The organism is Streptomyces alboniger (assembly GCF_008704395.1).
GTDB lineage: Bacteria > Actinomycetota > Actinomycetes > Streptomycetales > Streptomycetaceae > Streptomyces > Streptomyces alboniger.
On the sequence record NZ_CP023695.1, the window covers coordinates 4,948,759 to 4,969,568 of the forward strand.

Here is a 20,810-nt window from a genome sequence, read left to right on the forward strand (position 1 = left end):
CCGCGTCGGATGATCAAATGAGTGCGGTCGGCACCGGATGAGCGCCAGAGGATCTACACGTGAAGCGTCCGGGTCGCAGCCCCCACGGGGCATACATCCTCAAAAACCCCTCGATTAGGAGCAATCGTGGCGCGCGACATCGCGGCTCCCAGCACCCCGACCAACACCGTCCCGACCCGTCACAAGGAGCTGCTCTCCTGGGTCGACGAGATCGCCGAACTGACACAGCCGGACAGTGTGGTCTGGTGTGACGGCTCCGAGGCGGAGTACGAGCGCCTTTGCGAGGAGCTCGTCGCCAAGGGCACGTTCAAGAAGCTCGACCCGGTCAAGCGCCCGAACTCCTACTACGCGGCCTCCGACCCGACCGACGTCGCGCGCGTCGAGGACCGCACCTTCATCTGCTCCGAGAAGGAGGAGGACGCGGGCCCGACCAACCACTGGAAGGCCCCCGCCGAGATGCGGGAGATCTTCCGGGGCGCGGACGGAGAGGGCGGCGTCTTCCGCGGTTCGATGAAGGGCCGCACGATGTACGTCGTGCCCTTCTGCATGGGCCCGGTCGGCTCGCCGCTGTCCGCGATCGGCGTCGAGATCACCGACTCCGCGTACGTCGCCGTCTCCATGCGCACCATGACCCGGATGGGCCAGGCGGTCCTGGACGAGCTGGGTGAGGACGGCTTCTTCGTGAAGGCCGTCCACACGCTCGGCGCCCCGCTCGCCGAGGGCGAGGCCGACGTGCCGTGGCCCTGCAACTCCACGAAGTACATCTCGCACTTCCCCGAGGACCGCGAGATCTGGTCCTACGGCTCGGGCTACGGCGGCAACGCCCTGCTCGGCAAGAAGTGCTACGCCCTGCGCATCGCCTCCGTCATGGCGCGCGACGAGGGCTGGCTGGCCGAGCACATGCTCATCCTGAAGCTCACGCCCCCGCGGGGCGAGAGCAAGTACGTCGCCGCCGCCTTCCCGAGCGCCTGCGGCAAGACGAACCTCGCCATGCTGGAGCCGACGGTCCCGGGCTGGACCGTCGAGACCATCGGTGACGACATCGCCTGGATGCGCTTCGGCGAGGACGGCCGCCTCTACGCGATCAACCCCGAGGCCGGCTTCTTCGGCGTCGCGCCCGGCACCGGCGAGCACACCAACGCCAACGCCATGAAGACGCTGTGGGGCAACTCCGTCTTCACGAACGTCGCGCTCACCGACGACGGCGACGTCTGGTGGGAGGGCATGACGGAGGAGACCCCGGCCCACCTCACGGACTGGAAGGGCAACGACTGGACGCCGGAGTCAGGCACCCCGGCCGCCCACCCGAACGCCCGCTTCACCACCCCCGCCTCGCAGTGCCCGATCATCGCGCCCGAGTGGGAGGACCCCAAGGGCGTGCCGATCTCCGCGATCCTCTTCGGCGGCCGCCGCGCGAGCGCCGTCCCGCTGGTGACCGAGTCCTTCGACTGGCAGCACGGCGTCTTCCTCGGCGCGAACGTGGCCTCCGAGAAGACCGCCGCCGCCGAGGGCAAGGTCGGCGAGCTGCGCCGCGACCCGTTCGCGATGCTGCCGTTCTGCGGCTACAACATGGGCGACTACATGGCCCACTGGGTCAAGGTCGGCGCAGGCAAGGACCCGTCCAAGCTCCCCAAGATCTACTACGTCAACTGGTTCCGGAAGAACGCCGACGGCAAGTTCGTGTGGCCCGGCTTCGGTGAGAACTCCCGGGTCCTGAAGTGGATCGTGGAGCGCCTCGACGGCAAGGCCGAGGGCGTCGAGACCCCCATCGGCATCCTGCCGACGATGGACTCGCTCGACACCGACGGCCTCGAACTGGCCGATGCCGACCTCAAGTTCCTGCTCACGGTCGACAAGGAGGCCTGGCGCGAGGAGGCCTCCCTGGTCCCCGAGCACCTCAACACCTTCGGCGACCACACGCCCAAGGAGCTGTGGGACGAGTACCGCGCGCTGGTGCAGCGCCTCGGCTGACCGACCCGCGCGTTCGTGGAAGGGCCCCGCACAACGGCGTGCGGGGCCCCTCCCGTACGTACGCACGTCATATACATGCACGTCACACGGTCCTCACATGTTTCAATGACCCCACACATGGCCCGCTGTTCGAAGCGTGCCGTCAAGAGAGCCTGTGGGGGGCCAAGTTGAAGCACTCTCAGCGGTTACGGCGCATGACGGGCATCGCCCTCGCGGTGGCGCTCGGCTCGGCGGGCCTGGTGGCCGCCGGGACGCCCGCCGCGTACGCCGTCACACCGTCGGACGAGGCGGCGAAGCTGCCGATCTCCTCGTTCGGCGCCATGGTGGTCGACTCCGCGCACGAGCGCGTGTACGTCACCGACGGCCGTAAATCCAGCGGGCCGGGCGCGGTCCTGGTGTACAACTTCCAGGGCCAGAAGGTGGGTTCGCTCGCCACCGACCACCCGGCGTCCGGCATGGCGCTCAGCGCGGACGGCGCGACGCTGCACGTGTCGCAGGCCGGCGGCATCCTGAAGTTCGACACGGCGACGCAGGCCAGGGGCGACATCGCGTACACGCCGTACAACACCACCTGCGGCCGGGACGTGGCCGTGGCGGGCGGCAAGACGTGGTTCACGGAGACGCCGTACATGGAGGGGTACTGCGACCGCCCCGACAACAGCGCGCTGCTGTACGGGGTCAACGGCACCTCCTCCGTCTCCACCGGCTGGAACACCCAGGGACGCCTGAAGCTGGAGGCGGGCCCGGAGGCGCCGGACCGGCTCGTGATGGGGCAGGCGGGCGCGGGCACCGACGCCAATCCGTTCCTCACCACCTTCGACGCGAGCGGCGAGAACCTCGTACGGGGTCCCTCGCGGCGGTTCGCGGACGCCGACGGCAAGGGTGCGCTCGACCTGAAGGACATCGCCCAGAGCGCCGACGGCAAGCGCATCGCCGTCGCCGACGCGGCATACGGCACGCGGCTGCTCGCGGCCGACGACCTGGCGGACGCCCCGGCCGGCTATCAGCCGCTTCCGGAGGGCGCGAAGGCGTCGGCGGTGGCGTTCAGCGGCGACGGCAAGTACGTGGCGCGCGGCGCGGCCGCCTCGGGCAGCACGGCCGATCTGCTGATCCAGCCCGCCGACCCGGCGGACGGCACCACGGCCATGGAGTTCGCCTTCGAAGGGGCGCTCGACGGCTCGCGGGTCGTGCCGCAGGGCCTCGGCTGGGCCAAGGACGGCTCGCGGCTCTTCGCGGTGACCTCGGACATCCACGGCGGCCACTGGCTGCACGTCATCCAGCCGCCCGCAGCGCAGCACGACTCGCGCTTCACGGGCGGGCTCACCACCACGCCCACGAAGGCCGTCGTCGGTGAGCCGCTGGGCATCCGCGGCAGGCTGGAGCTGGACGGGCCCGCACCCGCGGAGCCCCTGAAGGTGACCGCGGTCCGCAAGGACGCCGACGGCACCCAGGAGGTGGCGGCCGCCAAGGTCGCGGCCGACGGCAGCTTCACCGTGCTCGACGTGCCGGACAGGACGGGTGAGGCGACGTACACCCTGCGCTTCCTCGGCGATGTCACCCACCGCCCGGCCGAGGACGTCACGGTCACCGTCGACGTGGCGAAGGCGCCGACGGCGATCGAGCTGAAGGCACCCGCCGAGGCGACCCGCGCGGGTGGCGTGGAGATCACCGGCAAGCTGACCGGCCAGGGCCGCGCGCTGCCGTCCGGGATCGGCCTGAAGGTGACGCGCACGGACCGGTTCGGCACGACGGGCGAGCTGACGTCCGCGTCGGTCGCGGCCGACGGCACGTTCCGTATCAAGGACCTGCCGAACAAGCGGGGCAGGACTGTCTACGCGGTGAGCTACGAGGGCGACGCCCTGCACGCGGGCTCGTCGGCCGAGGCCACGGTGAGGATCACCGGCTAGGCAGAGGTCCGGCTGGGGCCGGTCCGTTTGGGTGGCACCCGGTCCGCGGCCTCCCCGGCCGCGGACCGGGGCCGGTCAGGAGGCGCCGACCAGGCGCGTGGCGTCCGCGTGGGCGTCCATGCGCTCGGCGGCCAGGATCGCCGCCGCGGTGTCGGCGCGGGAGGCCGCCACGACCAGGGCGCGGCCCGCGAGGGCGTGGGCGCGCTGGTGCAGGGCGGCCAGGTGCGGTTCGTGGATGGCGGCGGCCACGGAGGATCGCGCCGGCTCCTCGCCGCGGCGCAGCCGCGCCACCTGGGCAGCCAGCCGCTCGGCGGCGGCGTCCAGGTCCGTGCCCGGGGCGAGGGTGCGCAGCTCGTCGGTTACGGCGAGGAGCGCCGCGAGGTGCCCGGCGAGCTGGATGTCCAGCTCTTCCTCGCGGGAGCGGTGCGGGAAGCTCGCGTCGTCGGCCATGGTGTGGACCGACTTGGTGCGGATCGGCTCGTACATGGGGTGGCCTCCAAGCGGTATGGGGACCATCCTAGCTTAGATTCCGTCTAAAGTTGAGCGCGGTCCGGGAGGGCCCGGCATGCGCGTCACGGCTGGCTGTAGCCGTCCAGGAAGGTGCCGATCCGGGTGATCGCCTCCGTGAGGTCCGTCGCCGTGGGCAGCGTCACGACGCGGAAGTGATCGGGCTCGGTCCAGTTGAAGCCCGTACCGTGCACGACCATGATCTTCTCGGCGCGCAGCAGGTCGAGGACCAGCTGCCGGTCGTCCTTGATCTTGAAGACCTTCGGGTCGAGCCGCGGGAAGAGGTACAGCGACCCCTTCGGCTTCACACAGCTCACGCCGGGGATCCGCGTCAGCAGGTCGTACGCGGTGTCGCGCTGCTCCAGGAGCCGCCCGCCCGGCAGCACCAGGTCGTTGATCGTCTGGCGCCCGCTCAGCGCCGCGACCACGCCGTGCTGGCCCGGCATGTTCGCGCACAGGCGCATGTTGGCGAGGATCGTCAGGCCCTCGATGTACGAGGAGGCGTGCGCCTTCGGCCCCGAGATCGCCATCCAGCCGACGCGGTAGCCCGCCACGCGGTAGGCCTTCGACATGCCGTTGAAGGTGAGGGTCAGCAGGTCGGGGGCGATGGCGGCGGTCGCCGTGTGCGTCACGCCGTCGTAGAGGATCTTGTCGTAGATCTCGTCCGAGCAGACCAGGAGGTTGTGGCGGCGCGCGATGTCGGTCAGCCCGCGGAGCATGTCGTCGCTGTAGACGGCACCCGTCGGGTTGTTCGGGTTGATGATCACGATCGCCTTGGTGCGGTCGGTCACCTTGCGCTCGATGTCGGCGAGGTCCGGCATCCAGTCGGACTGCTCGTCGCAGCGGTAGTGCACGGCGGTGCCGCCGGACAGGGAGACGGCGGCGGTCCACAGCGGGTAGTCCGGGGCCGGCACGAGGACCTCGTCGCCGTCGTCGAGCAGGGCCTGCATGGCCATCACGATCAGCTCGGAGACGCCGTTGCCGATGAAGACGTGCTCGACGTCGGTCTCGATGCCGAGGGTCTGGTTGTGCATGACGACCGCGCGGCGGGCGGCGAGCAGGCCCTTCGCGTCGCCGTAGCCGTGCGCGTCGCCGACGTTGCGGAGGATGTCCTCCAGGATCTCGGGCGGGCACTCGAAGCCGAAGGCGGCGGGGTTTCCGGTGTTGAGCTTGAGGATGCGGTGGCCTGCTGCTTCCAGCCGCGTCGCCTCCTCAAGCACGGGGCCCCGGATCTCGTAACAGACGTTGGCGAGCTTCGTCGACTGGATGACCTGCATGGCGGGGAGCTTACGGGGTGTACCGGTGGTCGGGGGAGCGGATTCTTCCGGCGCGGGCTCGGCGCCTTTGCGGTCCGCGGTCTTGTTCCCGGGGTCCCGCGGCCCGGCAATAACCGCCCGGACGCACGAGAGCCGGCGGTGACGCCGCGGGCGCCGCCCGGCCCCTTCTGGAAGCTGAAAAGGGGGTGCGGGCGGCGCCCGGATCTCAGGTCCTCAGGCCGCCGGCGCCAGCTCGGCCCTGCCGAAGAGCAGGGCGTAGCCCGGCGGCAGCAGGTTCAGCAGGCGGTCGACCAGCTCTTCGTCGACCGCCCGCGCCAGGGTGGTGAGGACGGAGCTGACGTCCCATCGGGCGGTGGCCGGCGTGGCACCGTCGAGCCGCAGCGCCACGCTCTCGACGAACTCCGGTGCCGTGAGCCGCCGCACCACGGGCACCTCGTCCGCGATCACCCTCGCGGCCTCGGCCGGCAGCCGCCCCGCCAGGTCTACGCGTTCGTCCCCGACGACCTGGCCGCCGAGGGCGGACAGCACGGCGCGCGTCACGCGCTCCGCCTCTGCCGCAGTGGCGTACTGGCCGGACTCCCGCACCGCCTCGATGAGTTCGCTCCATCTCATCGTGCCGTTCTCCTCCGTCTCGTGTCGTTCGTCCGGGTCAGCCGCTGATCTGCCTGCGGCCGCTTCCGCCGCCGCTGATCTGGATCTTGCGCGGCTTGGCCTGCTCGGCCACGGGGATGCGCAGGGTCAGGACGCCGGCGTCGTACGAGGCGTCGATGCGCTCGGTGTCCAGGGTGTCGCCGAGGAACAGCTGGCGGGCGAAGGTGCCGGTGGGACGCTCGGCCGCGATCATCTCCACGCCCTCGGGGGCGGGGGAGCGGCGCTCGGCGCGCACGTTCAGGACGTGGCGCTCCACGTCCAGGTCGATCGACTCCGGGTCGACGCCCGGCAGATCGAAGTGGACCACGAAGTCATCGCCCTCGCGGTAGGCGTCCATCTGCATTCCGGCCGGCCGCGCGCTGCTGAAGACCTGCTGGGCGAGTCGGTCGAACTCGCGGAACGGGTCGGTACGCATGAGCATCACGGGTCACTCCCTTCCTCAGGTACTGGGTGCGATGCCCTTACGTTTTTCTATATAGCCCGAAGGAAGAAAATTGACAAGGCCGGACTCAGGTCCGGGCCCGGATCCAGCCGCGGGAGCGGCGGCGCGGGCCCGGCCCCGAGTCCGGGACGGTCAGTGGTCGGAGTAGCTGAGGTCCCCCACGGTCCAGGCGCTCACGTCCTGGAGGGGGATGCGGTACATCCCGCCCGTCTCCGGCAGGCCCACGTTGCCCTGGAGGATCCGGGCCAGGTGGAAGTGCAGGTGGGTGGGGGGCGTGGCGTCCCGCGGCGGGTCGGCGGGCACCCCGTCGCCCTCGAACACGGAGGCGAAGGGGCCCAGCTGGTCGGAGTCCTTGAGGACTTCGGCGACGCGCCGCCGCCACAGGGCTTCGGGGGCCAGCCGTCCGGTGATGACGGCGCCGGCCACGACCACGGTGAGGGACATCTGGTTGCTGCGCTCGGACTCCACCAGGGTGGCGATGTCGACGAGCAGTTCGTCAGGCTTCGACATGACTGGTGAGCCTACCGAGGGGAGGGGGCGCGTGGGTGCCCTGATCCCCTCTCCTCGATCCCTCCTCCTCCGCTCCCGAAAATCTGTCACGGCTGGAGTAGACATGCACAACCGCCGTTGTTAGAGTTCCTGGTGTAGTCAAAGACGTTCAGCACGAGAGAGGAGTGGACGCCATCAGGATCGCCTGGGCGAGGTTCGTCGTCGCCCGGGTACCGCAGACCCCGGATTGGAAGGTGGTCCCCGGTCACGCATCCGCGATCCCCGCATCCCCGCCCTCTCGGGCGGCTGTGCGGAAACAGATAGCCGGCACACAGGGCCGGTAGATGGTGTTGAAACCCCTCGGGGCCTGGTGCCGTAGCGGCACCAGGCCCCTCGACGCGTTCCAGAAAAGGTGCAAATGCCCCCAGAGACCCTCACGCATGGCCCCGACCGGTTCGATGACGACGACTTCCCCGCCTACACGATGGGCCGGGCCGCCGAGATGATCGGCGCCACACCCGGCTTCCTGCGGGCGGTCGGCGAGGCCCGCCTGATCACACCGCTGCGCTCCGAGGGCGGCCACCGCCGCTACTCGCGCTACCAGCTGCGCATCGCCGCGCGCGCCCGCGAACTCGTCGACCAGGGCACGCCGATCGAGGCCGCCTGCCGCATCGTCATCCTGGAGGACCAGCTCGACGACGCCCTGCGCCTCAACGAGCAGCTGCGCCGTACCCCCACCGGATCCGAGGGGGGATCGTCGTCCTGAGGGCGCCGTCCACGAAACGCTGCACCTCGCGCCGCCAGATATCTACGGTGGCAAATGCAGAATTTCGCGTGATGCGCGGTGAGGGTTTTTATGCCGACCGGCGGACGGCATAAAAAATCATGCGCCGACGGCGAGGGCGTGCTACTGTCGTTATCAGTTGCAGTTGTGGTTCCCAAGAGACTTCAAGTGCTCAGTCGGCGTTATGTGTCGGCGGGGCACTTTGTATTGCCGGTCATTACCGGACGGGGTAATCATTACGACAACGCGGAGTTCGCACAGTGTGGACTCCACGGGCACTGCCCCGAAGGAGATATGACATGGCTACTGGCACCGTGAAGTGGTTCAACGCGGAAAAGGGCTTCGGCTTCATCGAGCAGGAGGGCGGCGGCGCCGACGTCTTCGCTCACTACTCGAACATCGCCACCCAGGGCTTCCGCGAGCTGCAGGAGGGCCAGAAGGTGACCTTCGACGTCACGCAGGGCCAGAAGGGCCCGCAGGCCGAGAACATCGTTCCCGCCTGACGCTGACGCGCACTTCGTAGCTGGGGCCCGCACCTTGGGTGCGGGCCCCAGCTCGTTTTGTTTCCGGGGATAACGCCCCCGATGGCACGACGCAACACCCGACACCCCGGTGAATCAACCCGGAGCGTGTCCCCCTCTCTTGACCGGCCTGTCTCGAATGTATTTCGACGGCCGGAATCAATGTTTTATTCCCCCGGCCGTTCCTGCAATTCTCGACACCGTTTACGGTGTCGGCGAGAATTCCTCGATACGCGCCGCATCGAGGAAGGTTCTTCATGAACCGCTCAACTCGCACGAACGGCCGACACGCGGGCAGTCCCCGCTCATCCGGCGGCTTCCGCGCCACGGAGGGCTCCCGTTCCGGTGGCGGCCCCCGCTCCGGCGGACCCCGCTCCTCCGGACGGTCGTACTCCAAGGGCCCCTCGCGGCGCCCCGCCGCGCTCCAGGGAGAGTTCGCCCTCCCGGTCACCGTCACCCCGGCCCTGCCGCCCGTCGAGGACTTCGGCGCGCTCGGACTGCCGGACGGCGTGGTGCAGACCCTCACCCGTCTGGGTGTCACCGAGCCCTTCCCGATCCAGGCGGCGACGCTGCCCAACTCCCTCGCGGGCCGTGACGTCCTCGGCCGCGGGCGCACCGGCTCGGGCAAGACCCTCGCCTTCGGCCTCGCCGTGCTCGCGCGCACCGCGGGACAGCGCGCCGAGCCGCGCCGCCCGCGCGCCCTGGTCCTCGTACCCACCCGTGAGCTGGCGCAGCAGGTGACCGACGCGCTCACCCCGTACGCCAAGGCGGTGCGGCTGCGCATGGCCACCGTGGTCGGCGGTATGTCGATCGGACGGCAGGCCGGCGCGCTGCGCGCCGGGGCCGAGGTCGTCGTCGCCACGCCCGGCCGGCTCAAGGACCTCATCGAGCGCCGCGACTGCCAGCTCGACGACGTCGCCATCACCGTCCTCGACGAGGCCGACCAGATGGCCGACATGGGCTTCCTGCCCCAGGTCACCGAACTCCTCGACCAGGTGCGCTCCGGCGGCCAGCGGATGCTGTTCTCGGCCACCCTGGACCGCAACGTCGACCTCCTGGTCCGGCGCTACCTCAACGACCCGGTCGTCCACTCGGTCGACCCCTCGGCGGGCGCGGTCACCACGATGGAGCACCACGTGCTGCACATCCACGGCGCCGACAAGTACGCCACCACGACGGAGATCGCCGCCCGCGACGGGCGGGTGATCCTCTTCCTGGACACCAAGCACGCCGTCGACCAGCTCACCACGCACCTGCTCAACAGCGGGGTGCGGGCCGCGGCGCTGCACGGCGGCAAGTCCCAGCCGCAGCGCACCCGTACGCTCTCGCAGTTCAAGTCCGGCCAGGTCACGGCGCTCGTCGCGACGAACGTCGCGGCGCGCGGCATCCACGTCGACGACCTCGACCTGGTCGTCAACGTCGACCCGCCGGCCGACCACAAGGACTACCTGCACCGCGGCGGCCGCACCGCCCGCGCGGGTGGTTCCGGCAGCGTCGTCACGCTGGTCACCTCGGCGCAGCGGCGCGACATGAACCGGCTGATGGTGGCCGCGGGCATCACCCCGCAGACCATCCAGGTGCGGTCCGGCGAGGCCGAGCTGACGCGTATCACCGGAGCCAGGACCCCTTCGGGGGTCCCGGTGACCATCGCCGCCCCGCCGAAGGAAGGCTCCCGGCGCGCCGGCGGCTCCCCGGCCCGTGGCCGCCGTCCCCGCGACGGTCGCGCGCGCCGCGCCTACGCCTCCCGCACGCAGGGTGGCGGCGCGTCGCAGGGCGGGGCCCCGCAGGGGGCTTCGCAGAACAGGGCCGCTTGATCCAGGGCCGCTCGACCCCGGGCTCCCGCCCGGGGTCTTCCCTCCGGGCTCCCGCCCGGAGCCCCTTCAGGTCTCCCCGCCCCTTCCCCTCTGTGAGGCACCATGCGCTGTGTCATCGCCCGCTTCCCCTTCGACCTGTTCAAGAGCGAGGTCGAGCAGGCCATGAAGGGCGTCAAGCCCGAGCCCGTCACCGGTGAGTCGGTGATCATCAACCGACGTCACTACCCCGTCAAGCAGGTCGGGGAAGTCATCACGCGGCAGGACCGCCGCGACTTCTCGGCGCGCGAGGTGACCCGGGCGCTGACCGGCCTCGGCTTCACCTGCCGCGCCATGCCCGAGCCCGTCGCGCCGGACCCGGAGCCGGCGGCGCAGGCCTGGCCGACGTCCCTCGTCTAGCCGCCCCCCCCCGGGGGGAACTCGGCCGCCTCGCCCGCTGGGAGCGTCAGATCGCGCTCGCCGACCAGCAGGCGCAGGCGGCCGTTGAGGTTGAGTACGTACCAGCCCTTGCCGGAACCGCAAGAACCCGTGCCAGATCACGGGGAGCCGGACAAGACTGCGGGCGTTCCCGAAAGCCATGCTGGAGGAGCCCTCGATGAACCCCGTGAACCCCCTGAGCCCCGTGAATCCCTCGGATTCCGTGGAGCCGGTGAAGACCGCCGACCCCGTCGCGTTCTGGGACGGCGTCTACGCGGCCCGGCCGGCGGCCACCGATCCGCGGCCGAACGTACGACTCACCGAGACGGTCACCGACCTGTCGCCCGGCGATGTGCTCGACCTCGGCTGCGGCGAGGGCGGCGACGCGCTGTCGCTCGCCCGCCAGGGATGGCACGTCACCGCCGTCGACGTCTCGGCCGTGGCGGTCGGGCGCCTCACCGCGCTCGCCCTCGCACACGGCCTCGGCGACCGGATCGCCGCCGAACGCCACGATCTGCCCGGGTCCTTCCCGCGCGGCGCCTTCGACCTCGTCAGCGCCCACTACTTCCAGACCCCCCTCGAACTGGACAGGACGACCGTCCTGCGCAAGGCCGCGCACGCCCTGCGCCCGGGAGGGGCGCTGCTGGTCGTCGACCACGGCTCGACCGCCCCCTGGTCGTGGAACCAGGACCCTCACGTGCGCTACCCGGCTCCCCAGGAGGTCGCCGCGGATCTCGGCCTCGACCCGGCGGAGTGGACGGTCGAGCGGGCCGATGCGCCCCGCCGGACGGCGACCGGACCCGACGGGCGTACCGCCGAGGTCATCGACCACGTCCTGATCATCCGTCGCGCCGCCTGAAACCCGGTGAGGAGGCACGCCATGCCCGCCGAATCCCGCCGCGCACGCCGCGGTGACGCCCCGCCGCCCCGGACCGGGAACAGTGAGACCGAGGTCCTGCGCGGCTTCCTCGACTACCTTCGCCACTCGGTCCGCGCGAAGGTCGAGGGCGCCCCCGAACCGGGGGTACGAACCGCCGGAGTGCCGTCCGGCACGAACCTGCTCGGCCTGCTCGGCCACCTCACCGCCGTCGAGCGGTCCACGTTCCTCGGCGAGCGGGTCACCGACTGGCCGGCGACCTTCCGCGCCGCGCCCGAGGACAGCGTGGCCGACGTCGTCGCCCGCTACCGGCAGGCGGTCGGCCAGGCCAACGACGTACTCGACGGATGCGCCGACCTCGGCGCGCCCCTGCCCCGCCCCGGACCGAACGGCCCGGCCCCCAGCGTCCGTTGGGCTCTCACCCACCTGATCGAGGAGACCGGCCGCCACGCCGGCCACGCGGACATCCTCCGCGAACTGATCGACGGCGCGACCGGACGCTGAGGGCCGGGGCCGGGGCCGGGGGCCGGGTGGTCAGGGCGTACGGCGTACGGCGCGCCCCGCGAGGGTGTCCGTGCGGCGGCCGTCCCGCATCACGAACCGGCCGTCGATCAGGACGTGCGGAATGCCGACGGGCAGCGTGCGGGGCGCTTCGAACGTCGAGCCCGCCGCGACCGTCTCCGGGTCGAAGAGGACCAGGTCGGCGCGGTAGCCCTCGCGGACGAGGCCCCGGTCGGGGAGCCGGAGGCGGGCCGCGGGCCGCGAGGTGAGGTGGGCGACGGTCTCCTCGAGGGACAGGACACCCAACTCCCGTGCGTAGCGCCCGAGATACTGCGGGAACGTGCCGTAGGCGCGCGGGTGCGGTTTGACCCCTTGCAGGATGCCGTCGCTGCCACCGGTGTGCACGCGGTGCCGCATGATCGCCCGGACGTTCTCCTCGTGGCCGACGTGCTGGAGGATCGTCGAGCCCAGCCTGTCGTCGATGAGCAGACGGCGGGCGGTGGTCCAGGGGGCCTCGCCCCGCGCGTCGGCCAACTCCTGGATCGTCCTGCCGACGCAGGAGGCGAGCCCGGGAGCGAGGGCGCCGGAGATCTCGATGGTGTCCCATTCGATGGGGACGCCGTGGCAGCCGTCGGAGCCGACGACCTCCAGGTGATGGCGGATCCTCTCGGCGGTCCCGTCGTCCCGGAGCCGGGCGAGGATCGCGTCCGGGCCGCCTTCGCCCGCCCAACTGGGCAGCATCGCGACGAGCGTGGTGCAGCCGGGGGTGTAGGGGTACGTGTCGAGGGTGATGTCCGCGCCGTGCGCGAGGGCGTCGTCGAGGAGGGCGAGGAGGTCCGGGGCCCTACCCTTGTTCACGCCGAAGTTCATGGTGGCGTGCGCGAGGTGCAGGGGACAGCGCGCGGTGCGGGCGAGGTTCACCATCTCCTCGTACGCCTGGAGGGCGCCCGCCCCGTAACTGCGGTGATGGGGGCAGTAGTAGCCCTTGTGGGCGGCTACGACCTCACACAGCGCGGCGAGTTCGGAGTCGTCGGCGTACATGCCGGGGGTGTAGGTGAGGCCCGAGGACATGCCGACGGCGCCCTCGCTCATCCCCTCGGCGACGAGGTGCCGCATGCGGTCCAGCTCGGCGGGGGTCGCCGGGCGGTCGTCCCAGCCCAGTGCGTACATCCGTACGGTGCCCTGCGGGATGAGGTAGGCGGCGTTCACCGCGATGCCGTGGCCGCCGTGGGCCGTGTCCAGGGCGTCCAGGTAACCGCCGACCGTGCGCCACGTGAAGTCGATGTCGGAGCCGTCGCCGTTCCAGCCGGTGATGGCCCGGCGGACCTGGGCGAGCGTGCGGTCGTCCACGGGGGCGTAACTGAGGCCGTCCTGGCCGATGACCTCCAGGGTCACACCCTGGGCGGCCTTCGCGGTGTGCTCCGGGTCGCGCAGGAGGGCGAGGTCGCTGTGGGCGTGCATGTCGATGAAACCCGGCGCCAGCGCCAGGCCCTGGGCGTCCAGGGTGTGCCGCCGCGCCGCTGCCGGGCGGGGGCCGGTGTCGCCCTCCCTGTGGATCGCGGCGATCCTGCCCTCCTGTACGCCGATGTCGGCGCGGTAGGAGGCACCTCCGGTGCCGTCTATGACGCGGGCGTCTTGGATCACCAGGTCCATGGCGGGGCCTCTCTTGGGGGGCTTGCGCGTCTTGCGGGGCGCTTGGGCGGGGGGGCGGGGGGGCTAAACGCGTGGGTGGATGGGAGACGGCCGTCGCGCGGCGACGGGGCGGGGGATGACGCCGGGCAACGGGCCGGGTGGCGGAGGCACAGCCCCACCCCGCCCGCCCCATCCCGCCCCGCAAAGCCCCCCAAACCCCCAAGACCCCCCGGTCAGAAGAACGTGCGGATGTAGCCCGTGACCGCCCCATCCCCCTCCACCAGGGGAATCAGCTGCCACTTGTCGAACACCGTGCACGGATGGGAGAGGCCCATCCCCACCCAGTCGCCCACGGCGAGTTCCGCCTCCGGCGAGGTCCGCAGCCATCCGTGCTGGTCGGAGAGGCCCGTCACCGCGATGCCGGTCGCGGGGCTCTCCACGCCGCCCGCCACCCCGCCCCGGCGGACGACCTGCGCCTCGGGCAGGTCGAGGTCGTACGCCGCGTCCCGCTTCCCCGCGTTGGTGAACGCCTGCTCCGAAGAGGGACGCGACACCACCTGCGACCAAAGACGGAACGCAGGCTCCAGGCCGCCCTCCCCCGGGACGCGGTTGAAGGGCGTCAGCTTCCGGTAGTGGCCGTCGTCATGCGAGACGTACGCACCCGAACGCAGCAACTTCAGTACGGGCGAGGAGAGTTCCGGCACCTCGGCGAAGACCGACGCCACCGCGTCGAACCACGCGCTGCCCCCCGCGCTGAGCACGGCCTCCGGAAGATCCGCGAACCGCCCCGACCTGTCGAGTTCGACGAGCAGCGCGACGAGCCGTCGCAGCCACGCGGTGACCCGCTCCGTGGAGGGCCGCGGCACCTCGCCCTCGTATCCGGCGACGCCCACGAGCCGCAGCGTGTCCGCGCCCGCGACGGCGTTGGCGATCTCGAAGCACTCGGCCTCGGTCCGCACCCCGGTGCGTGCCTCGTCGCCCGCAGCCAGTTCGATGACGACGTCCACGGGGCGGCTCGCCCCCGCCTCGCTGAGCGCGGCGTGCATCAACTCGACGCCGCGTACGGAGTCGACGTAACAGATGAAGCCGAAGGACGGGTCGGCGTTCATCTCGCCGGCCAGCCAGCGCAGCGCCGCCGCGTCGACCAGTTCGTTCGCGAGGAAGATCCGCGAGGTGCCGAAAGCCCGCGCCACCCGCACCTGGTGGGGCACCGCGAGCGTGATGCCCCACGCCCCGCGCTCCATCTGCCGGGCGAAGAGCTGCGGCGCCATCGACGTCTTGCCGTGCGGCGCGAAGGCCAGGCCGTGCCGCTCGGCGTACGTCTCCATGAGGGCGAGGTTGTGTTCGAGGCGTTCCGCGGAGAGCGCGAGGACGGGCGTGGTGAACCCGCCGGTGAAGAGGTTCCGGCGCTGGGCCGCCAGCTCGCCGACAGTAAGGCCCTCCGCGTCGGGGGGCAGGCCCTTGAAGCGGTGGTCGATCCGCTCGTCCGCGAGCGCGGCCAGCGGATCGGCGGACCGGACGACGGCGTCGGCCGCGTCGTCGGCGTGGTCGTCGGCGTGGTCGGCGTTGTCGGCGGCCATGGGCGCCTCCTCCAGAGTGCGTTGCAGCATCTGCAACAGTCATTGCGTATGGCGTTTACTGCTGTCTAACATCCGAGCCAACGCCGGGTCAACGGATCCGGAGGGACGGTTGAGGGGCTGGAAGAACGTGACCGCACAGGCAGCCGCGACGGCGGCCGCGCAGGCAGCAGTGGACGTCGTGGCGCTCGGCGAGTCCATGGTCACCTTCCTGCCCGCGCGACCCGGCCGCCTCGCCGACGTGCCCTCCTTCGACCGCGGAATCGGCGGCGCCGAGTCGAACGTCCTGTGCGCGCTCGCCGCGGCCGGGCACACCACCCGCTGGGTCAGCCGCGTCGGCGCCGACGGCTTCGGCGACCACCTCGTCGAGTCGATCGCGCGCTGTGGAGTGGACACCTCCGCCGTCGGCCGCGACCCCCACCGCCCCACCGGCATCTACTTCCGCACCGCCGACGACCGCTCCACCGACGCCCACGAGGTCGTCTACTACCGCGCGGGCTCGGCCGCCTCCGCCATGGCGCCGGGCTCGGTCGACGAGGACGCGCTCGCCTCGGGCCGCGTCCTGCACCTGTCGGGCATCACGCCCGCCCTCTCCGCCGGCTGCCTCGATCTCGTACGCCACCTCTGCACCCGGCGCGTCGACCGCGGGCCGCTCGTCTCCTTCGACGTCAACTACCGCCCACGGCTGTGGAAGGACGCGGGCGGCGGCTCCGCCCACGCGCCCGGCGTCCTGCTCGGCCTGGCCCGCGGCGCCGACCTCGTCTTCGTCGGCGAGGACGAGGCCGCGGCCGCCTGGGGCGTCACCGGCGGCCCCGCAGCCCTGCGCGCCGTACTGCCCGAACCCGACACCCTCGTCGTCAAGCAGGGCGGCCGCGGCGCCACCGTCCTGCGCCACGGCGAGGACCCCGTCTTCCAGCCCGCCCTGCGCGTGGACGTCGTCGCGCCCGTAGGCGCCGGTGACGCCTTCGCCGCCGGGTTCCTCTCCGCCACCCTGCGCGACCTGCCCGCCGACCGGCGGCTGCGCCACGGCCACCTCATGGCCGCCGCGGCCCTCACCGTCCCCGGCGACCTCGCCGCACCCCCCGCCCGCCCACACGCCGACCGCCTCGCCGCTCTGGACGACGCCGCCTGGGAGACACTTCGTCTCGGTCCCGGCTGGACGGCGAACGCCCCGGAGGAGCCCGGGGCCGACGAGGAGGTACGTACCCCATGAGCCAGACCGTCGACCGCGCGCTCTCGATCCTGCCGCTGCTCGCCGAGGGCCCCGCCGACCTGGGTCAGGTGGCCGACCGGCTCGGTGTCCACAAGTCCACGGCGCTCCGGCTCCTGCGCACCCTCCACGAGCACGGCCTGGTCTTCCGCCAGTCCGACCAGCGCTACCGCCTCGGGGCGCGCCTCTTCGCGCTCGCCCAGGAGGCCGTCGAGAACCTCGACGTGCGCGAGATCGCCCACCCCCACCTCCTCGCCCTCAACGAACGCTGCGGCCACACGATCCACCTCGCCGTCCACGAGGACGGGGAAGTCCTCTACATCGACAAGGTCGAGAGCCGCTACCCGGTACGGATGTACTCCCGCATCGGCAAACCGGTCGCCATCACCGTCGCCGCCGTCGCCAAACTGCTGCTCGCCGACTTCCCGGAAGCCGAGCGCCGCGCCTTCGCGGAGAAGCTCGACTACCCCACCTACACGTCCCGTTCCACCCCCAACGCCGCCGCTTTCCTGCGGGAGTTGGAGAAGGTGCGCGAACAGGGCTGGGCCACCGACCTCGGTGGCCACGAGGAGTCCATCAACTGCGTCGCGGCCCCCGTCCGCGGCGCCGACGGGCGCGTCGTCGCCGCCATGTCGGTCTCCGCGCCGAACGTGGTCGTCACCGCCGAGGAACTCCTCTCCCTCCTCCCGCTGGTGCGCCGCACGGCGGAAGCCATCAGCCGGGAGTACTCCGGCGCCGCTCCCGACGCGAAAACCGCCCCTATCAAGGAAGCCTGATCAGCAGATGACCGAGAAGACAGCCCTCACCCCGGCCACCCACACCACCCCGCCCGCGAAGTTCTCCCACGGCGTCAAGAAGGGCAACATCCTCCAGGTCGCCGGTCAGGTCGGCTTCCTCCCGGCCGAGGAGGGCAAGGCGCCCACCCCGGCGGGCCCGACCCTGCGCGAGCAGGCCCTCCAGACCTTCGCCAACGTCAAGGCGATCCTCGAAGAGGGCGGTGCCACCTGGGACGACGTGATGATGATGCGCGTCTACCTCACGGACGTGGACCACTTCGCCGAGATGAACGAGATCTACAACGCCTACTTCGAGGAGCAGGGCCTCAAGGCCCCCGCCTCGGCCCGCACCACCGTCTACGTCGGGCTGCCCAAGGGCCTGCTCATCGAGATCGACGCACTCGCCGTGCTCGGCTGACACACGCTCAGTTCCCGGCTGACACCCCTTCACTTCCCGCAAGCCGTACGTCGTCACGGCGCGGCGCCCCCTTCCCCCGGGGCGCCGTGCCGTGATCCGCCCTGCCCACGAAAGCCCCATGCACTTACGAGGTCAACCATGTCCCCGTCCCACACCGGCGGTCTCCTCGCCCTGATCGACGGCACGGCGGGCCTGCTGACCGTCGCCGCGCTCGGCATCGTGCTCCTGCTCCTCCTGATCATCAAGGTCAGGCTCCAGCCCTTCGTGGCGCTGCTCGCGGTCTCCATAGCCGTCGGTCTCGCGGCCGGCCTCTCCGTCACCGAACTCTTCGGCACCGTCCAGAAGTCCGACGCCGTCTCGGTCGTCGAGTCGGGCATGGGCGGCATCCTCGGGCATGTGGCGATCATCATCGGCCTCGGCACGATGCTCGGCGCGATCCTGGAGGTCTCGGGCGGCGCGGAGGTGCTGGCGTCGCGCCTGCTGGGCCTCTTCGGTGAGAAGCGCGCGCCGCTCGCCATGGGCCTGACGGGCCTGATCTTCGGCGTCCCGGTCTTCTTCGATGTGGGCATCTTCGTCCTGGCCCCCATCGTGTACGCCGCCGCCAAGCGCAGCGGCAAGTCGATCCTGCTGTACTGCCTCCCCCTCCTCGCGGGCCTGTCGATGACCCACGCGTTCCTGCCCCCGCACCCGGGGCCGGTGGCGGCGGCCGGACTCCTCAAGGTGGACCTCGGCTGGGTCATCCTGATGGGCGTCGTCTGCGGCATCCCGGCGGTGCTCGCCGCGTGGGCGTACTCGGCGTGGATCGGCGAGCGCATCTTCGTACCCGTACCGCAGGACATGGTCGAGGCCGCGGAGGAGGCGAAGGCGGCGGTGGTCGCCGAGCAGCGGGAGGCGGGTGTGGCCCCGCAGGAGAAGCCGGTGCCACTGCGCCTCGTCCTCGCCATCATCGGCACGCCGCTGGTCCTGATCCTCCTGGCGACGTTCTCCTCGATCGCCTTCGACCCCTCGACGACCCGCTCGGTGATCGAGTTCTTCGGCAACCCCTTCGTGGCCCTCACGATCGCCCTGCTCATGGCGTACTACCTGCTGGGCATCCGGCGCGGCTGGTCCCGCAAGTCCCTGGAGAGGGTGTCGACCTCGTCCCTGAAGCCGGTCGGCAACATCCTGCTGGTGGTCGGCGCGGGCGGGGTCTTCGGCGCGGTCCTCAAGGCGAGCGGCGTCGCGAAGGCCCTCTCGGACACCTTCCAGGACGTGGGCCTGCCCATCATCGTCCTCGCCTACCTGCTCTCCCTGGTGCTGCGCGTCGCCCAGGGCTCCGCGACGGTCGCGATCGTCACGACGGCCGGCATCGTCGCCCCGCTCCTCGCGGAGGGCGACCACTCGCAGGCCTTCGTGGCCCTGGTCATCATGGCGATCTCGGCGGGCTCCATCTTCGCCTCGCACGTCAACGACGGCGGGTTCTGGATGGTCGCGAAGTACTTCGGCATCAGCGAGCGGGACACGCTGAGGACGTGGACGGTGCTGGAGTCGGTGCTGTCACTGGCCGGGTTCGCGGTGGCGGCGCTGGTCAGCCTGTTCGTGTAACAGGCTGACCAGGACCGGGCTGTCAGGCCGTGCAGTACTGCTGTTCCTTGCCGATGGACCGGTACATGCAGTCCGAGTTCTCCAGGAGTTGCAGGACCGCGTCGCGGTTGCGCGAGGTCTCGCGTTCGATGACCTCGTCGGGCGGGTAGAAGCCGCCGCCGCCCGCGGTCGACGGGTACATCTCGAAGGTGTAGCTGAAGATCTTCTGGCTGCCCCACAGCCAGTCGTTGATCGACCCGTCCGTGATGTAGAGGTCGCTGGACTGCTGCGGCGTGTAGCCGTTGCTCGCGGCCATCTTGCGGCCGACGGTGGCGTGCGCGTCGCGGTCGTCCTGGGTGAGGCCGGGGCCCGTGTCGCTGTACGTGTAGCCGTAGGGCCACAGGATCAGTTCGCTGTACGTGTGGAAGTCGATGGAGGCCCTGATCTGCTGCTTGCCGCCGACGACGCGGCTGCGGACGAAGTTGGCGACGACCTTCACCTCGGGGGCCGACTCGGCGCTCGGGCCGCGGTAGGTCTCGGAGCCGGTGTTGCCCGATGAGCCGCCGCAGCAGCCCCACCGGTAGGCCCAGTTGCGGTTCATGTCGGTGCCGACGTTCGACGAACCGCTGTTGGGCTGGCGATTCTTGCGCCAGCTGCGGTAGGAGCCGGTCGCGATGTCGTACTCGCCGCCGTCCGGGTTCAGGTCCGGCACGATCCAGATCTCGCGCTCGTCGACCATCTTCTTGACCCGGGCGTCGGTGGCGTAGTCGTCGCCCAGCTCGCGCAGCAGGTAGAGCGCCATCTCCACCGTCAGGTGCTCGCGGGCGTGCTGGTGGTGGGTGAAGAGGACCTCGGGCTCGGCCTCGTCGGTGGCCACGTTGTCGCTGATCTTGATGGCGACGATGTCCCGGCCCTGGTAGGACTTGCCGATGACGCGCTTGCTCATCAGGTTCGGGTGGGCCGCGATGCGCTGGTCGATCGCCGCCGTCATCTCGGCGTAGTTGTGGTAGCGCGAGTCGGCGGGCGGGAAGTCCTTGGCCTCCACCGGCAGTCCGTTCGTACGCTTCGGGGGGCCGGCCAGAGCCCTGAGTTCGTAGCCCGCCTCCCGGAGCCGGGCCGCCTCGCGGCCGTCGGCGGAGACGACCACCGCGCGGGCGTGGACCTCGTCGATCGCGACACCCGTGCGGGCGAGCGCGGTGCGGGCGGCTCGGTCGTCGGCCATCGGGATCTCGTACTGACGGGTCTCCTCATCGGCGGCCGCCGCGCTCCGGGCGGTGGTGCCGGGCTCGGACGGGGAGGCGTTGGCGGTGAGGGGGGCCGCCACGGCGAGGGCGAGAAGGGCCGCGAGGGTGGCGGATCTTCTGCCGCGTATGCGGAGTCGCATGAAGTCTCCTCAGGGGTGGGGGGGTGTTTCAGTGCGACGCGTGGGGGTGCGGGGGTGCTGGGACGCGGGGTGCTGGGACGCGGGGTCTTGTGCGG

Annotated in this window: 20 protein-coding genes and 1 pseudogene; 12 read left to right on the plus strand and 9 right to left on the minus strand. The window is 71.2% G+C overall.

The window, feature by feature from the left end; genetic code table 11:
- Positions 1–126: 126 nt before the first annotated feature.
- Together CP975_RS22260 and CP975_RS22265 are read left to right on the plus strand one after the other, a co-directional pair.
- The gene (locus CP975_RS22260; RefSeq protein ID WP_055528515.1) at positions 127–1,971 is read left to right on the plus strand and encodes a phosphoenolpyruvate carboxykinase (GTP); all 1,845 of its coding nucleotides are present in this window, start codon (positions 127–129) and stop codon (positions 1,969–1,971) included.
- A 194-nt stretch (positions 1,972–2,165) separates the two neighbouring features.
- The gene (locus CP975_RS22265; RefSeq protein WP_055528517.1) at positions 2,166–3,878 is read left to right on the plus strand and encodes an SMP-30/gluconolactonase/LRE family protein; all 1,713 of its coding nucleotides are present in this window, start codon (positions 2,166–2,168) and stop codon (positions 3,876–3,878) included.
- A 75-nt stretch (positions 3,879–3,953) separates the two neighbouring features.
- Here CP975_RS22265 and CP975_RS22270 read toward each other — a convergent pair whose 3' ends face one another.
- The 5 genes from CP975_RS22270 to CP975_RS22290 all read right to left on the minus strand — a co-directional run bounded on the left by CP975_RS22270 (position 3,954) and on the right by CP975_RS22290 (position 7,265).
- Positions 3,954–4,364 carry an SCO4983 family protein gene (locus tag CP975_RS22270; protein WP_055528518.1) on the minus strand — a complete coding sequence of 137 codons (411 nt, stop codon included), beginning with the start codon at positions 4,362–4,364 and terminating at the stop codon, positions 3,954–3,956.
- An 86-nt stretch (positions 4,365–4,450) separates the two neighbouring features.
- On the minus strand, positions 4,451–5,662 hold the full coding sequence (locus CP975_RS22275; RefSeq protein WP_055528519.1) for a pyridoxal phosphate-dependent aminotransferase: 1,212 nt from the start codon (positions 5,660–5,662) through the stop codon (positions 4,451–4,453).
- 213 nt (positions 5,663–5,875) lie between these two features.
- Complete coding sequence (locus tag CP975_RS22280) at positions 5,876–6,274, minus strand: DUF2267 domain-containing protein (protein ID WP_055528520.1); 399 nt, start codon at positions 6,272–6,274, stop codon at positions 5,876–5,878.
- 37 nt (positions 6,275–6,311) lie between these two features.
- Positions 6,312–6,734 (minus strand): Hsp20/alpha crystallin family protein, encoded by a 423-nt coding sequence (locus CP975_RS22285; RefSeq protein WP_030788642.1) that lies wholly within the window; start codon positions 6,732–6,734, stop codon positions 6,312–6,314.
- 153 nt (positions 6,735–6,887) lie between these two features.
- Entirely contained in the window at positions 6,888–7,265 is a 378-nt protein-coding gene (locus CP975_RS22290) for a hypothetical protein (protein WP_055528521.1), read from the minus strand.
- Positions 7,266–7,662: 397 nt separating this feature from the next.
- Between CP975_RS22290 and CP975_RS22295 the strand changes: the two genes are divergently transcribed.
- From CP975_RS22295 to CP975_RS22310, 4 genes are all read left to right on the plus strand, one after another.
- Positions 7,663–8,010 carry a MerR family transcriptional regulator gene (locus CP975_RS22295; RefSeq protein ID WP_055528523.1) on the plus strand — a complete coding sequence of 116 codons (348 nt, stop codon included), beginning with the start codon at positions 7,663–7,665 and terminating at the stop codon, positions 8,008–8,010.
- A gap of 317 nt (positions 8,011–8,327) precedes the next feature.
- Positions 8,328–8,531 (plus strand): cold-shock protein, encoded by a 204-nt coding sequence (locus CP975_RS22300; RefSeq protein WP_030788646.1) that lies wholly within the window; start codon positions 8,328–8,330, stop codon positions 8,529–8,531.
- Between the two features lie 275 nt (positions 8,532–8,806).
- Positions 8,807–10,363 (plus strand): DEAD/DEAH box helicase, encoded by a 1,557-nt coding sequence (locus tag CP975_RS22305; protein ID WP_055528524.1) that lies wholly within the window; start codon positions 8,807–8,809, stop codon positions 10,361–10,363.
- Positions 10,364–10,465: 102 nt separating this feature from the next.
- Positions 10,466–10,759, plus strand: a complete 294-nt coding sequence (locus CP975_RS22310; protein WP_055528525.1) for an SCO5918 family protein — start codon at positions 10,466–10,468, stop codon at positions 10,757–10,759.
- 17 nt (positions 10,760–10,776) lie between these two features.
- On the opposite strand, the pseudogene CP975_RS35890 reads toward CP975_RS22310, so the two are convergent.
- Positions 10,777–10,848, minus strand: a pseudogene (locus CP975_RS35890) (XRE family transcriptional regulator); the annotation flags it as partial.
- Positions 10,849–11,009: 161 nt separating this feature from the next.
- On the opposite strand from CP975_RS35890, the gene CP975_RS22320 reads away from it, so the two are divergent.
- Positions 11,010–11,636 carry an SAM-dependent methyltransferase gene (locus CP975_RS22320; protein ID WP_055528533.1) on the plus strand — a complete coding sequence of 209 codons (627 nt, stop codon included), beginning with the start codon at positions 11,010–11,012 and terminating at the stop codon, positions 11,634–11,636.
- Positions 11,637–11,657: 21 nt separating this feature from the next.
- Positions 11,658–12,158, plus strand: a complete 501-nt coding sequence (locus CP975_RS22325; protein ID WP_055528526.1) for a DinB family protein — start codon at positions 11,658–11,660, stop codon at positions 12,156–12,158.
- 30 nt (positions 12,159–12,188) lie between these two features.
- On the opposite strand, the gene CP975_RS22330 is transcribed toward CP975_RS22325, so the two are convergent.
- Both CP975_RS22330 and CP975_RS22335 read right to left on the minus strand, forming a co-directional pair.
- Positions 12,189–13,808, minus strand: coding sequence for an N-acyl-D-amino-acid deacylase family protein (locus CP975_RS22330; protein WP_055528527.1), 1,620 nt, complete (start codon positions 13,806–13,808; stop codon positions 12,189–12,191).
- A gap of 212 nt (positions 13,809–14,020) precedes the next feature.
- Entirely contained in the window at positions 14,021–15,367 is a 1,347-nt protein-coding gene (locus CP975_RS22335; protein ID WP_150477263.1) for an amino acid deaminase, read from the minus strand.
- 127 nt (positions 15,368–15,494) lie between these two features.
- Between CP975_RS22335 and CP975_RS22340 the strand changes: the two genes are divergently transcribed.
- The 4 genes from CP975_RS22340 to CP975_RS22355 all read left to right on the plus strand — a co-directional run bounded on the left by CP975_RS22340 (position 15,495) and on the right by CP975_RS22355 (position 19,352).
- Complete coding sequence (locus tag CP975_RS22340) at positions 15,495–16,577, plus strand: sugar kinase (RefSeq protein ID WP_055531482.1); 1,083 nt, start codon at positions 15,495–15,497, stop codon at positions 16,575–16,577.
- Positions 16,574–17,350, plus strand: a complete 777-nt coding sequence (locus CP975_RS22345) for an IclR family transcriptional regulator (protein ID WP_055531474.1) — start codon at positions 16,574–16,576, stop codon at positions 17,348–17,350. The genes CP975_RS22340 and CP975_RS22345 overlap by 4 nt, the downstream gene beginning before the upstream one ends.
- Positions 17,351–17,357: 7 nt before the next feature.
- The gene (locus CP975_RS22350) at positions 17,358–17,768 is read left to right on the plus strand and encodes a RidA family protein (RefSeq protein WP_055531476.1); all 411 of its coding nucleotides are present in this window, start codon (positions 17,358–17,360) and stop codon (positions 17,766–17,768) included.
- Positions 17,769–17,906: 138 nt separating this feature from the next.
- A complete protein-coding gene (locus CP975_RS22355) occupies positions 17,907–19,352 on the plus strand; it encodes a GntP family permease (RefSeq protein ID WP_055531478.1) in 1,446 nt (481 codons plus the stop codon).
- Between the two features lie 22 nt (positions 19,353–19,374).
- Here the strand turns inward: CP975_RS22355 and CP975_RS22360 are convergent, their stop codons facing one another.
- On the minus strand, positions 19,375–20,715 hold the full coding sequence (locus tag CP975_RS22360) for a M14 family metallopeptidase (protein WP_150477265.1): 1,341 nt from the start codon (positions 20,713–20,715) through the stop codon (positions 19,375–19,377).
- Between the last annotated feature and the right edge of the window lie 95 nt (positions 20,716–20,810).